Genomic DNA, 13,284 nt, shown 5'->3' on the forward strand with positions numbered 1-13,284 from the left:
TCACCACAATGCCGAAAATTGTGGAGTACCTGTGGGAGCGGGCGTGCCCGCGAATGGCTGCGACTCTTTATGCTGCGCTGTCACTGGCCTTTGATGGCTGCTGGATAAAGCGCAGCATCCATTCCCCCACCAGGTCGCCCTGATGCTCGGTGGCCAAACTGGCCACGGCCTTGTGATACACCTCATCCCCCAGGTACTCCTGGCGCGCATCGAGCAGCGCACGGGAATAGTCGTGCACGAACTCCGGGTGGCCCTGGAAGCACAGCACCTGGTCACGAATGTGGTACGCCGCATTCGGGCAGAAATCGCTGGAAGCAATCACCGTGGCCCCCTCCGGCAATTCGGTCACCTGGTCCTGATGGCTGATCAGCAACGTCAGCTCCGACACTTCCGGGTCCATCCACGGTGCATGGGCCGCCAGCGAGTAGCGATGGATGCCCACGCCCCAGCCCTTGTCGGCACGCTCAGCCTTGCCGCCCAGGGTCAACGCCAGCAACTGATGGCCAAAACACACACCCAGCAGCTTCTCGCCCCGCTCGTACAGTTTCAGCAGGTAGGCCTTGAGTGTCTGGATCCAGGCATCGGTACCAAACGAGTCGGCCTTGCTGCCCGTGACCAGATAGGCATCGAACACTTCATTGTCGGCGGGGTAATCGCCGTGCATCACGTTGTACACACAAAACTCGGCAGCGATCGGCTGACGCGAGAAGAGCTGCTCGAACATCCTGCCGTAGCCCTGGTACTGCGCGGTCAACTCCGGTCGCAGGACATCGGTTTCAAGGATGCAGATGCGTAACGACATAGGGATAGTCCTGAACGACATGGGTGGGAATCTGCTGTAGAGACTGACGCGAAAGGCACGTACAAGCAAGTAGGCTGCACTGACGAACGGTCACATTTCGTCGCCTGCCGCCTGGCACTTGCGCCACTGTCTAGACAGAGCATGCCAGCCGGCTGGCACATGGCCTCATAGCAAAACGAAATCATCTACCCAACCAATTAGAACAAAGGGTTCTGAAACATGGATGACGCACACCCTACTGTTGGTTGTATATCCACTTTCAAGAGGCAGGCAGTTCAGGCACCGCACCGTGCCACTGCGATCGACCCGAAGCGCGACAAGGAAGCCAACGGGTATTCAGGAATAACAACAAGAAGGCGGTCCGCCATGTTCAGACAATCGAAAATTCGCCAAGCTGGGCTCATTCTCTTCGCTACGACTTTACTGCTGATCTTGCCGAACCTGACACGTTTGTTCGGCTGACAGTGGCGGTGGCGCCAACGGGCAGTGCACAGGTAACCTGCCAGCCTTGATGGTTGGAGTTTGCCCATGCGCCACTGCCTGGCCCTGTTAGCGTTGTTCCTCAGCCTGCCGCTGTCGGCGGCGCAACTGCACCTGGAGCTGGGCGCCGGCACGCGCCAGTGGAGCAGCGCCGAACTGCTCGGCCATCCGCAGGCCCGGGATATCAGCATCGACCAGGACGTTTCCTACAAGCGCCCCATGCATTATCGGGCAGTGCCGCTGGCCACGCTGCTGGCCGGTGTGAGTGCCAGCGACCACTTGCAGGCTGTGGCGCTGGATGGCTTTGCCGCCGAAATGCCTGCTGCGCCACTGCTGCAACAAGGGCCGGCACAGGCCTGGCTGGCCGTGGAAGACCCGGACAAGCCGTGGCCGCCGCTGGCCCAGGGCAAGCCAAGTGCGGGGCCGTTCTACCTGGTATGGACTGCACCGCAGGCCAGCGGCATTCGCCCGGAGCAGTGGCCGTTCCAGATTTCCACCCTGCGCAAGCTGGCACCGGTTGAGCAGCGTTTTCCGGCGCTGCTACCCGACCCGAAGTTGCCGGCCGACAGCCCGGTGAGGCAGGGTTTTGTCTTGTTCCAGCAAAACTGCCTGGCGTGCCACCGGCTCAACGGCGCGGGGGATGCGCAAGTGGGGCCGGATTTGAATGTGCCGCATAACCCGACCGAATACTTCCAGCCGGCGTTTCTGCGCAAGCTGATTCGCGACCCGCAGAGCCTGCGGCAGTGGCCACAGGCGAAGATGCCGGGGTTTGCTGAAAGTGTGTTGAGCGAGCAGGAGCTGGATGCGGTGTTGGCCTATCTGGGGCATATGGCCAAGCGTAAGCCTTGAGGGCCTCTTCGCGGGCTCGCCCGCTCCCACATTATGGACTGCACAGGTTTTGAAGCCTGTGCAGTCCTCTGTGGGAGCGGGCGAGCCCGCGAAGAAGAAAACACATGACTTTCAGGCTATAGGTCGCTCGTGCTTGACCCCCCACCCTTCCACCTCGCCACCATACGGTGTCACCAGTTGCTCGAAGGCATCTTCAAAGTCGCCAATGCCCCCATACGTGGCATACATGACCTTGCTCAATTCCAGATGCCAGGCACCGTCGCCTAGCTCCGTCACCTGGGCATTGAGCGATTCACCACGAAACTGCCCGGCCGCACGGCGGGCCCCTGCTTCGTCGGGGAATACGGCATAGAACTCGATGGGGTGGATCTGGGTGAAGTCGAAACCGCCTGCTTTCATCTGGCGCAGGACGCTGCTGCTGATATCGTCGTTCTGGCTGCTCATGAAACGTCCTCCTGAATAAAGCAATGGATAGACTTTCCGTGCACTACGCACCTGCCGGCAGTCATTGGCCGGGCAGTTCGAGCTGATGCAAGACGCGAATTGAAGCGGTGCCAACCCGCAGAATAGGCAGGCACCTTCCACCAGCGTAGTGCCTGCAAAGGCACCATGCAAACGTGTGGGTCAGTGTGCTTCGTGAATGCTGGTGATGGTCACCCCGCTATGCTCCTTGAGCCAGCGGGCAGTAGGGGAAATGGTGCGGTCCTGGAAGTCGTTGAGGTCCAGCTCGTCCATCACCGGGAACAGGTGCGAACGGATGGCCCGCGCGGCGTCCTCTTCGCTGGGGCAGTGCTCGGCCCGCAACGTCATGGTGGACGGTTCGCCTTTCTGATCGGCAAAGATGACTTCCCACTCTTTCATTGAACGAGCCCTCTCAATTCAAGAACACCAGTTGGGTGATGCCTGAATAACTGACCTTGGGGTTGGGAGAATGTTCAGTCCGTGAGGGCCTGCGAGTCACAAACCTTGCCCCGCCCAGTGCCACCCCTCACAATGCAGGCCTTCATGGCTTCAACCCGCAGGAACCTGCATGAAACTCGACAAACCCGCCGCCATCGCCCGGCGCAACGAAGCACTGGCTCGCCCGGTGCTCACCAGCAGCAACACGCTGTTCGCCATCCTGGACAACAAACGCAACCTGTGGTGGTTCGAAGTGCCTGTGGCGCTGCTGGGCAAGGGCCAGGCCGACTGGGTCAACCTGCTGCTGCACACGCCAGAGAGCGATGAGTTGCAGCACCTGAAGGTGCCCACCAACTTCCTCAAGGCTCACCTAGAGCAGATGGAAGTGCGCAAGCCCGGCAAGCGCCGTTCCACCATCAGCCTGGCCCTCAGTGCCGACCGCGACTCGCTGCTGCGCGACACCCGTCCGGGTGGCGAGCAGCTGGATTTCCGCAACTTCGTGCAGGCCTGATCAGGCCTTTTCGATCCGGTCGTCATGGATGACGATCAGGCCCTGCTTGAACAACCCGCCAATGGCCTTCTTGAAGTTGCCCTTGCTGACGTTGAACAGCTTGCTGATCAGCGCCGGGTCGCTCTTGTCGCACACACCCAGCACTCCACCTTCAGCTTCCAGACGCGCCATGATCTGCTCTTGCAGGCTGTCGGCCAGCGCCGCCCCCACCGGTTGCAGGCTCAGGGCGATCTTGCCGTCGTGGCGCACTTCCTTGATAAAGCCCTTTTCGTGCATGCCCGAACGCAGGAACTTGAACACCTCGTTCTTGTGAATCAGGCCCCAGTGGCGGTTGTTGATGATGGCCTTGAAGCCCATCGGCGTTTCGCCGGCCACCAGCAACTCCACCGGTTGCCCGGCTTTGTAGTCGGCCGGGGTAACGTCGAGGTAGCGGTCCAGGCGTGAGGTGGCGGTGATGCGGCGGGTGCGCTTGTCCAGGTAGACGTGCACCACGCAGTAATCGCCGATCTTCAGCTGCCGCGCTTCTTCCGAGTACGGCATCATCAGGTCCTTGGACAGGCCCCAGTCGAGGAAGATGCCCGCCCCGTTGATGTCCTTGACCTTGAGGCTGGCAAACTCGCCCACCTGCACCTTGGGCTTCTCGGTGGTGGCGATCAGTTGGTCTTCGCTGTCCAGGTAGATGAACACGTTCAGCCAGTCATCCACCTCGGTCTCGGCGTTTTTCGGGATGTAGCGCCCGGGCAGCAAGATCTCGCCGTCGGCACCGCCGTCGAGGTACAGGCCGAAGTCCACGTGCTTCACGATTTGCAAACTGTTGTAACGCCCAAGCAGAGCCATTTCTGATGTTCCTCAAGACAAGGGGGCTATTTTCCAGACAGACACGGGGTGGTGTCAAAGCTTCCGGACGGTTGCCCCTTTGTGATTGAGCTTGTGGGGCGCTGGATCAGAAATCGTAGCGCAGGTTCAGTGTCGCGTTTCTCGGCGCACCATAGTGGCCGTAGTTGCCGGCCAGGCCTGCGTAGTATTTCTTGTCGAAGATATTGTCCACGTTCAGTGTGGCAGCCAGGTTTTCGCTGATCTTGTAGCGGGCCATCAAGCTGGTCACAGCGTAGTCTTCCTGGGTGATACGGGTCTTGTAACTGGTGACCATGGATTGCTTGGAGTTCCAGTTCACACCACCGCCTACGGTCAGGCGGTCCCACTCACCAGGCATGCGGTAGGTGGTCCACAGGCGGAAGGTGTCCAGAGGCAGTTGAGGGGTCTGACGAGTGCCGCTGGAATCCTCTGTGCGCGAATGGCTGTAGCCAGTATGCACCTCAAGCCCTGGTGCCACTTCACCGGACAGTTCAAGGTCGATCCCTTTGGTCTCGGCACCACTCACCGCCTTGTAGGCCGACCAGGTTTCTCCTTCCGGTGCTACGAAATCAGTGTCGAGCACGGCAAGGTTGTCACGCTTGATCAAGTAGATCGCCGCGTTGGCATTCAGGCGACCATTGTAGAATTCGCCTTTCCAGCCCATTTCATAGTTCTGGCCAATTACCGGGTCGAGGGTCTTGCGGTTGCGGTCGACGTTGGTCTGCGGCTTGAAGATATCGGTGTAACTGACGTAGACCGATTGCTCATCGTTCAGGTCGTAGATCAGGCCAGCATAGGGCGTTACCTCACCGCGTTCCTGCAGGTTCGATACATAAGGCGTGTTGGTGGTAAGTACGACTTGCTCGGAGTCGGAGCGGTAGCTTGTGGTACGAGCTCCCAAGATCAGGTGCAGATCGTCGGTGAAATTGAGACGGGTGGCAATGAAGTAGCCTGTCTGGCGGATGTTCAGGTCGTAGTCCAGCAGGGGTGAGTAGCTACCAGGTTGTGGAACACGGTTGCCCCAGGTGTAAAAGTTGAAGTCGGTGGCGCCGGCCGTTCCGGTGAAGTGGTTGTTCCTGTAGTCCATGTAGTCGAAGCCGGTAACCAGTTCGTGGGTTTGACCGAACAGTTGGAAAGGACCTTGCAGTGTAATATTCGCGCCGCGCTGAACCTGATGGGCATCGACTTGCAGCAAGTCGAGCTTGGCATTGCCGGTAGCCTGATCGAGGGTGGATAGCCCGGCACCGGTGCGGTAGAACGCTGACAGTGAGTCGCGATCCACATCCATGTAGTTGCCGGCCACTTTCAACTGCCAGCCATTGCCCAGTTCCTGGTCCAGGCCGAAGGAATAGTTCTTGGTGGTGTAGTCTTCATACATCCAGCGTGGGCCGGAACTGGTCGAGCGGGAGAAATTGGTGGGCTGGCCGTTGCTGAAGAACAGCGGCACACCTGGCGCCCCATTGGCGTCGTAGGTCTGGTAGTCCATGCCGAAGCGCACGGTGGTGGTATCGGTCAGGTCCGCTTCGAGCACGCCGTACACAAGATCACGGTCCTGGCTGTACCAGTCCATGTAGCTCTGGTTGCTCTGTTTGGCGGCCACCAGGCGGCCACGCAACTTGCCGCTTTCGATCAGCGGGCCAGAAACGTCGGCCTCGGCGCGGTAGTAGTCCCATGAGCCGACACCGGCCTGTATGTAGGACTGGAACTCACGAGTGGGGCGCTTGCGTACCATGTTGACTACGCCGTTGGGTTCGCCGGCACCGGTCATCAGGCCCGTGGCACCGCGTACGAGTTCGATGCGGTCGAACATGGCCATGTCCATCAAGGTGTTGGGCATGTTGCGTGTCAGGTAATCCTGAGTGGTGTTCACACCATCAAGCTGGTAGGTACTGATTTCCGAACCGCGCGAGTAGATGTGAAACCGCTCGCCGCCGTCCTGGGACATGGTGATGCCCGGGTTCTGTTTCAGCACGTCGGTGATGCTTGCCAAGTGCTGATCGTCCATCTGTTGGCGGGTAATGACGCTGATGCTTTGCGGCGTTTCCCTGATCGACAGATTCATCTTGGTCGCCGTACTGGTCGACCCGGTCGTATAAGACCCAGTGCCTTCCGTGGTAGCCCCCAAACCCGATGCATTGATGCTGGTCGCGCCCAGTTCAAGCGCTCCATCCTTCGAGCGAGGCAGCAGCACGTAGTTGCCATTGCTCGCGGCCATCACCTGCAGATCACTCCCCGCCAGCAACCGTGCGAAACCTTGCTCGACACTGTACGTCCCCTGCAACCCCGGGCTGCGCTTGCCTTGGGTCAATTCGGCCTCGAACGACAACACCACCCCGGCATCGCTGGCAAAGCGGCTGAGCACTGCACCCAGTGGCCCTGCGGCGATGGTGTAGCTGCGTGTGGCCTCTGCTGCGCTGGCCTGCCCGACAGCACTCAGGGGGACAATCACACCGGCTTGCACCAGCAAGGCAGCACTGAACATGGCAACAACGAGGGGTTTAATGGGATAGCTGTGGGGGGTAACGCGGCGATGCATGGTGGGCTCCTTCAAAGGCCTGTGTTGGCGGTTTGCAGGAGGGGTCGTGTGAAACTGGAAAACCGACAATGCAAACGAGAAATATTTTTAGAAACTTCATGTCTGGGCACGGTCCCGCTTTGTGTAGGAGCGGCCTTGTGTCGCGAAAGGGCTGCGCAGCGGCCCCAGACTTCCAGCTTCGCCGCAGATATTGCCGGGGCCGCTTTGCGGCCCTTTCGCGACACAAGGCCGCTCCTACAAGGGACCGCGATCCCCTGTAGGAGCGGCCTTGTGTCGCGACAGGGCCGCAAAGCGGCCCCCAATTACATCAAAGCATCGGTGAAACGCTAGGCTCCTGCCGCGGCCAGGCATCCAGCACGGCCTTGATCAAGGTCGCCAGCGGGATGGCAAAGAAGATCCCCCAGAACCCCCACAGCCCGCCAAACAGCAGCACCGCACAGATTATCGCCACAGGGTGCAGGCTAACCGCCTCGGAGAACAGCAGCGGCACCAGCACGTTGCCGTCCAGCGCCTGAATGATCGCGTACACCGTCATCAGGTAGATGAACTGGTCGCCCCAACCCCACTGGAACAGCGCAATCAGCGTCACCGGCACCGTCACCACCACCGCGCCCACATACGGCACCACCACCGACAGCCCCACCAGTAGCGCCAGCAGCGCGGCGTAGTTGAGCCCCAGGCTGATGAAGGCGATGTAGGTGGCAATGCCGCAGATCAGGATTTCGATGCCCTTGCCGCGAATGTAGTTGGCGATCTGCCGGTTCATCTCGCTGCCCACCCGGTTCAGCAAGGCACGCTGGCTGGGCAGGTAACCACTGACCCAGCGGCCGATCAGCTCGCGGTCCTTGAGGAAGAAGAACACCAGAATCGGCACCAGCACCAGGTAGATCATGGCGTTGACCAGCAACGGCAGGCTCGACAGCGAAAAGGTCAGCGCCCACTGGCCAAACTTGCCGATCTCCCCGCGCACCGACTCGATGGCATGCAGCACCTGCTCGTCCGAGACCAGGTGCGGGTAGCGCTCGGGCAACAGCAGCAGCAACGACTGCCACTTGCCCAGCATGCCCGGCAGCTCGTTGAAGAGGGTAATGAGCTGGTGCCACAGCAGCGGCACCAACACCAGCATGAACACTGCCAGCGCGCCCATGAACAGGGCGAACACCAGCATCACCGCCAGCCGGGTCGGTACCCGCACCCGCTCCAGGGCGTTGACCAGGCCCTGCATCAGGAACGCCAGTACCATGCCCGCCAGCACTGGCGCCAGCATGCCGCCCAGGGTCAGTACCGCGGTAAAAGCCAGAAACAACAGGACCGCCAGCACCACCGCTTCTTCATCGGAGAAGTAGCGCTGCATCCAGTCGCGAAGCACTTTGAACATTGACGATCCTTGGGAAAGACTCAGGCCTTGCGCAGCCAGTAAGTGTAGGTGCCGGCCTCGGCCGTTTCCTGCAGCAGGGTATGACCGGCCAACCGGGCGAAAGTGCGGAAGTCACGCTGCGACCCGGCATCCGTGGCGATTACCTTGAGCACCGCGCCGCTGGCCAGGCGGTTGAGTTCCATCTTGGCCTTGAGCAGCGGCAAAGGGCAATTCAGCCCGCTGGCGTCCAGTTCGGCGTCGCAGGTCAGGGTGTCACTCATTGCAGGGTCTCCAAAGGCGTTGTCAGACTGCTGGCTGGCAGGGTCGGCTAGGATAGCGCCACTGGTCGCCAACGTGTGAGCCCGCTACAGTAGGTATCTTTGACCGACGCGAGCTTCATGCATGAATCTACTGCGCCCTACCCTGCTGACGCTGGCCTGCCTGTTGGCCCTACCCGGCCACGCTGACGACCTGCCATCGCTGGGTGACGCCAGTTCTGCGATCGTTTCACCGCAGCAGGAACACCAACTGGGCCGTGCCTGGCTGAGCCTGCTGCGCGGCCAGGTCAACCAGCTGAACGATCCGCAGCTCAAGGACTACGTCGAAAGCAGCGTGTACAAGCTGGCCGAGACCAGCCAACTGCAGGACCGGCGCCTGGAGTTCATCCTCATCGACAGCCGTGAGCTGAACGCCTTCGCCGCACCAGGTGGCATTGTCGGGGTCAACGGCGGCTTGTTCCTCAACGCCCAAACCGAAGGCGAGTACGCCTCGGTACTGGCACACGAACTGGCGCACTTGTCACAACGCCACTTCGCCCGCGGCGTAGAGGCCCAGCAGCGCATGCAACTGCCAATGATGGCGGCGTTGCTGGCCGGTATCGTGCTGGCAGCGGGTGGTGCCGGCGATGCCGGTATCGGCATGATTGCCGGTACCCAGGCAGCGGCCATTCAAGAACAACGGCGTTTCTCGCGGCAGAACGAACAGGAAGCCGACCGAATCGGTATTCAAAACCTGGAAAAGGCCGGTTACGACCCTCGCAACATGCCGAGCATGTTTGAACGCCTGGCGCAGCAGTACCGCTACGGCGCCAAGCCGCCGGAATTTCTACTGACTCACCCGGTGACAGAATCACGTATCGCCGACACCCGCAACCGTGCCGAACAGGCGCCCAAAGGCGGCATTGAGGACAGCCAGCGCTACCAGCTGATTCGCGCTCGCGTGGCCCTGATCTACGAAGAAACCCCAGGCCTTGCGGCCAAGCGTTTCCGCACCCAGCTCGATGACGACCCGAAACTGGACGCCGCCCGCTATGGTCTGGCCCTGGCGCAGGTCAAGGGAGGCCAGCTGAACGAAGCGCGTGAAAACCTGAAGCCGCTGCTGGCCAAGGCGCCCAACGACATCACCTATAACCTGGCGCAAATTGACCTGGACATCACCAACAACCGCCTGGCCGACGCGCAACAGCGCGCTGAGCGGATGCAGGGGCTGTACCCGGGCAACTACCCGCTGAAACAGGTGCGGGCCGATTTGCTGGTGAAACAGAACAAGCCTGCCGAGGCGGAGAAGGTGTTGAACGAGCTGGTCAAGAGCCGGCCGGACGACCCGGACGTGTGGTACGACATGGCTGAAGTGCGGGGCTTGTCGGGCAATACCATTGGCTTGCACCGGGCGCGGGCCGAATACTTCACTTTGGTGGGGGATTTTGATCAGGCGATCCAGCAGTTGGACTACGCCAAGCGCCGGGCGGGGGGGAATTTCCCGCTGGCATCGCAGATCGACCAACGCCAGCGCGAGATCATGGAGCAGCAGCGGATGGTTCGGGAAATGATGGGGCGCTGAGGGCCCTTTCGCGGGCATGCCCGCTCCCACAGGGACCACACGCTCGCAAGCGTTGCGCTGTACCTGTGGGAGCGGGCATGCCCGCGAAGAAGGCGACGCGGTCTGGCGTCAGGCGTTACCGGACAGCTTCAACCGCGCCGCCTGAGTAAAGTCCAGCATCCGGTTCAGCGGTTTGATCGCCTTGGGCACCAGCGCCGGGTCAACAAAGATTTCGTCGCCGCCATTGCGCAGGCAATGCAGTACCCGCTCCAGGGTATTCATCGCCATCCACGGGCAATGCGCGCAGCTACGGCACGCCGCGCCATTACCGGCAGTCGGCGCCTCGACGAACTCCTTGTCCGGGCACAACTGCTGCATCTTGTAGAAGATGCCGCGGTCGGTCGCAACGATGAAGGTCTTGTTCGGCAGGGTTTGCGCCGCCTTGATCAACTGACTGGTGGAGCCCACCGCGTCCGCCAGCTCGATCACTGCTTCCGGCGACTCGGGGTGCACCAGGATCGCTGCGTCCGGGTACAGCGCCTTCATGTCGGCCAGCTGGCGCGACTTGAACTCTTCGTGAACGATGCAGGCGCCGTCCCACAACAGCATATCGGCACCGGTTTGCTTCTGGATGTAACGACCCAGGTGCTGGTCCGGCCCCCAGATGATCGTCTCGCCGTTATCCATCAGGCTTTCGACGATTTCCAGCGCGCAGCTGGACGTTACCACCCAGTCGGCACGGGCTTTTACCGCAGCGGACGTGTTGGCGTACACCACCACGGTGCGCTCAGGGTGCTTGTCGCAGAAGGCCGAGAAGTCCTCCACCGGGCAGCCCAGGTCGAGCGAGCACGTGGCCTCCAGCGTGGGCATCAGCACGCGCTTTTCCGGCGTGAGGATTTTCGCCGTTTCGCCCATGAAACGCACACCGGCCACGATCACCGTTTCGGCCGGGTGGTTCTTGCCAAAGCGGGCCATTTCCAGCGAGTCGGACACACAGCCGCCGGTTTCTTCAGCCAGCGCCTGGATGACCGGGTCGCAGTAGTAGTGGGCGACCAGCACGGCATTCTGGGCCTTGAGTTCGGCAGCGATGGCCGCACGGTATTCGGCCTCCTGCTCGGCTGTCAGCGGGTTGGGCTGCTTGGCATCGAGGTGAGCCTGAACCAACAGGCGTTCGGAAATCTGGGTCATGATCGCTGGACCTGCAGGCGCGTGTGCGCATCAAATCGAGTGTATCACCCGGCCCTGGCAGATCGGCTAAGGGTGCCGGACGGCACGCAGGCCGCCACGGCCCTCTGCGGGCGCGGATTATTATCGGAGGCCGAAGGCTACAGAGAATCCAGCGAATTCTAAAGTGGTTTTTGTGTTGGCTGCACTGGCCTCTTCGCGGGCATGCCCGCTCCCACAGGTACGGCGCTGCCCTCAGGAGCAATGAGTAACCTGTGGGAGCGGGCGTGCCCGCGAAGAGGCCGGTACAGGTTCAATCAATCAACCCTGCGGCGACAATGCTGCCAGGTGTGCGGCCATGAGCATGGCGAACTCTTCCACGGTCATTTTCCTGCCGTTGAAGTCGACCATGCCATCGGCATAGCGCAGGCTGCTCACCACATCGTTGCCTTCGACCGTAGCCAGGCCACTCTGCAGCGCCATCATGCCGACCATTTCCCCGGCCTGGCTCGACTGCATGGCAATCGCCTGGGCGTCGGTCTGGCCATCCAGCAGCGCCTGCAACGTCGCAAGGTCACCCATCATCGGCTTGGACAACGACAGCTTGCTCTTCACTTCGGTGATCAGCTGCTTGCTCAACTGGTCCGGCGGCAGGTCGAAGCTGGCCGGGGCAGCGAAATCCATCGACAGGTTGAAGCGGCTCTCGCCATTGGCGGTCTTGAACGACAGGTTTTCTATTGCCACCTTGGGCTTGGCGGCCAGCAGCTTCTGCAAGTCACCCTGGAACACTGCCTTCTCTGCGTCGCTCATCTGGATCTGCGGCACCGGCTGGCCGGCTGCAGCTGCGGCCTCGAACTCCGGCAAATGCGCCTGGTACCACTTCGACAACGCCTGCAACGCCGGTGCGTTGACCGAAGCAATACTTATCGCCATCTGCGCCTTGCCCACCGCGCGGCCATCCCAGGTGATGTCGCCGACCTTGTAGTCCACGCGACCGCCTACGGTATCCGGGCCATCAAGGGTTTGCAGCGCATTCTGCTCAAGGCCCTTGATCAGCAACACCTGCTGCTTCGGCCCCAGGGTGACCTTGGTTTCGGCCAGATACAGGTCGACGTTACCCACATAGATGGCGTCGTGTGCAGTGGCCGCCAGCTTGCCACCCACCTTCAGGCCGGTCAGCTCGAACGTTGCTGGCGGCTGGTCGTCACGCACAAGCTTCATCACGAAACGGTCGGCCTGGCCGTGGAATTTCGAAGCCTTGCCTTCCTTGTCGCCACTGACCTCCAGCTGCATGCCCGAGAAATCGAGGCTGTTGCCCTCCGCCTCGTCAAGCTTGACCGGCGCCAACCGGACCTGGCTGACCACGTTGCCGTCGTAACCCAGGCTGGTCTGTGCGCTGACCGGCGCCTGCTCGCCTGCGGCGGCAAACCATGCCTCAGTGGCATCGTCCTTTTGCAGGGTGCTGTTGCTGACTGCCATGACCGGCAGCAGCTTCAACGCCTTGACCCGTGACCAGGGGAACGGGCCGTGCTCGATCTGGTCAGTCACGCCCACGTCGAAACTCACCACCTCACCTTCACCCACGTTGATGTCGCGGGCCTTGAGCCGGTACTGGGCAGTACTGCTGAAGAAATGCTGCTCCAGCGACACCCGCTCGATGCTCATGCTGCCGCCGGTGGTCACCAGGGCCTTCTTGAGCTCCGCGTTGCTGCGCTCGAGGGCATGGTCCAGCTCGGCAGGCAGCTGCTTGCCGGTGTACCAGGCGCCAGCGGTGGTTACGACGGCAATGGCGATAGCCAGGCCGGAAAGGATGCCTACTGATTTCTTCATGAATAGAACCGTTAGTCCGTAAGGGCTTCCTGGGCAGCAAAAGGCTACGCAGAAAGCGAAGAGTACCACCGCGACAGTAGACGAAGGTCAGCCCGAAACGCGAAAAAACACTTTTTCGGAAGCGTCTGACACCCTGTAGACGAGTGACTATTTGTTAATTTTTACGAACATTTAAATTGATC

12 protein-coding genes are annotated in these 13,284 nt (G+C 61.0%); 3 read left to right on the top strand and 9 right to left on the bottom strand.

The window, feature by feature from the left end; genetic code table 11:
* Window positions 1–67: 67 nt before the first annotated feature.
* Entirely contained in the window at window positions 68–802 is a 735-nt protein-coding gene (locus ACQKPZ_RS11835) for an amidotransferase (protein ID WP_427538043.1), read from the bottom strand.
* 528 nt (window positions 803–1,330) lie between these two features.
* On the opposite strand from ACQKPZ_RS11835, the gene ACQKPZ_RS11840 reads away from it, so the two are divergent.
* Window positions 1,331–2,131 (top strand): c-type cytochrome, encoded by an 801-nt coding sequence (locus ACQKPZ_RS11840; RefSeq protein ID WP_427538046.1) that lies wholly within the window; start codon window positions 1,331–1,333, stop codon window positions 2,129–2,131.
* 111 nt (window positions 2,132–2,242) lie between these two features.
* Here ACQKPZ_RS11840 and ACQKPZ_RS11845 read toward each other — a convergent pair whose 3' ends face one another.
* Window positions 2,243–2,575, bottom strand: coding sequence for a ribonuclease E inhibitor RraB (locus ACQKPZ_RS11845; protein WP_391126742.1), 333 nt, complete (start codon window positions 2,573–2,575; stop codon window positions 2,243–2,245).
* Between the two features lie 180 nt (window positions 2,576–2,755).
* Window positions 2,756–2,992, bottom strand: coding sequence for a hypothetical protein (locus ACQKPZ_RS11850; RefSeq protein WP_391126745.1), 237 nt, complete (start codon window positions 2,990–2,992; stop codon window positions 2,756–2,758).
* 169 nt (window positions 2,993–3,161) lie between these two features.
* On the opposite strand from ACQKPZ_RS11850, the gene ACQKPZ_RS11855 reads away from it, so the two are divergent.
* Complete coding sequence (locus tag ACQKPZ_RS11855; protein WP_003254641.1) at window positions 3,162–3,542, top strand: hypothetical protein; 381 nt, start codon at window positions 3,162–3,164, stop codon at window positions 3,540–3,542.
* Here ACQKPZ_RS11855 and ACQKPZ_RS11860 read toward each other — a convergent pair whose 3' ends face one another.
* The 4 genes from ACQKPZ_RS11860 to ACQKPZ_RS11875 all read right to left on the bottom strand — a co-directional run bounded on the left by ACQKPZ_RS11860 (window position 3,543) and on the right by ACQKPZ_RS11875 (window position 8,571).
* Window positions 3,543–4,379 (bottom strand): CvfB family protein, encoded by an 837-nt coding sequence (locus ACQKPZ_RS11860; RefSeq protein ID WP_391126748.1) that lies wholly within the window; start codon window positions 4,377–4,379, stop codon window positions 3,543–3,545.
* 106 nt (window positions 4,380–4,485) lie between these two features.
* Window positions 4,486–6,933: a TonB-dependent siderophore receptor gene (locus ACQKPZ_RS11865; protein ID WP_427538049.1), complete on the bottom strand. Its 2,448-nt coding sequence runs from the start codon at window positions 6,931–6,933 to the stop codon at window positions 4,486–4,488.
* Window positions 6,934–7,240: 307 nt separating this feature from the next.
* Window positions 7,241–8,311, bottom strand: coding sequence for an AI-2E family transporter (locus ACQKPZ_RS11870; protein ID WP_391127017.1), 1,071 nt, complete (start codon window positions 8,309–8,311; stop codon window positions 7,241–7,243).
* A gap of 20 nt (window positions 8,312–8,331) precedes the next feature.
* The gene (locus ACQKPZ_RS11875) at window positions 8,332–8,571 is read right to left on the bottom strand and encodes a sulfurtransferase TusA family protein (RefSeq protein ID WP_225778857.1); all 240 of its coding nucleotides are present in this window, start codon (window positions 8,569–8,571) and stop codon (window positions 8,332–8,334) included.
* 121 nt (window positions 8,572–8,692) lie between these two features.
* Between ACQKPZ_RS11875 and ACQKPZ_RS11880 the strand changes: the two genes are divergently transcribed.
* Entirely contained in the window at window positions 8,693–10,129 is a 1,437-nt protein-coding gene (locus ACQKPZ_RS11880; protein WP_427538052.1) for a M48 family metalloprotease, read from the top strand.
* Window positions 10,130–10,237: 108 nt separating this feature from the next.
* Here ACQKPZ_RS11880 and nadA read toward each other — a convergent pair whose 3' ends face one another.
* Both nadA and ACQKPZ_RS11890 read right to left on the bottom strand, forming a co-directional pair.
* Window positions 10,238–11,296, bottom strand: a complete 1,059-nt coding sequence (nadA, locus tag ACQKPZ_RS11885) for a quinolinate synthase NadA (protein WP_391127023.1) — start codon at window positions 11,294–11,296, stop codon at window positions 10,238–10,240.
* A 297-nt stretch (window positions 11,297–11,593) separates the two neighbouring features.
* Window positions 11,594–13,102, bottom strand: coding sequence for a YdgA family protein (locus tag ACQKPZ_RS11890; RefSeq protein WP_427538055.1), 1,509 nt, complete (start codon window positions 13,100–13,102; stop codon window positions 11,594–11,596).
* Between the last annotated feature and the right edge of the window lie 182 nt (window positions 13,103–13,284).

This window comes from Pseudomonas sp. NPDC089547 (assembly GCF_050280665.1).
In the GTDB taxonomy this organism is placed as follows: Bacteria; Pseudomonadota; Gammaproteobacteria; order Pseudomonadales; family Pseudomonadaceae; genus Aquipseudomonas.